The organism is Tenacibaculum sp. AWR4_210, assembly GCF_056160945.1.
The window spans coordinates 1-234 of record NZ_JBSWYF010000103.1; the positions used below are offsets into that span (position 1 = coordinate 1).

Sequence of the window (234 nt, forward strand, 5' to 3'; positions counted from 1 at the left end):
GACTTCCGCCTAAGGCTGCAAATAACTGTGCCGATGTTACTGTGCTTCCTGCACAGATGGTGAGTGTTCCGTTAGTTCCCGCATTTGGTAAGGCTTGCTCGCTTACCACTACCTGAGCCGTTGCTGCTGTGGTACATGGTGCCGTTGCTGCTACTGTATACGTATAGGTATTAGCCCCTGCTAATGCTGGTGACCAAGTACCTCCTGTCGCTGGGCTTCCGCCTAAGGCTGCAA

The 234-nt window shown here is 53.0% G+C and carries 1 protein-coding gene; it reads right to left on the bottom strand.

Features of this window, described 5'->3' with window-relative positions:
• Window positions 1-234 (bottom strand): hypothetical protein (locus ACXAG7_RS20215; RefSeq protein WP_476667966.1); only part of this gene is annotated, 234 nt, incomplete at both ends.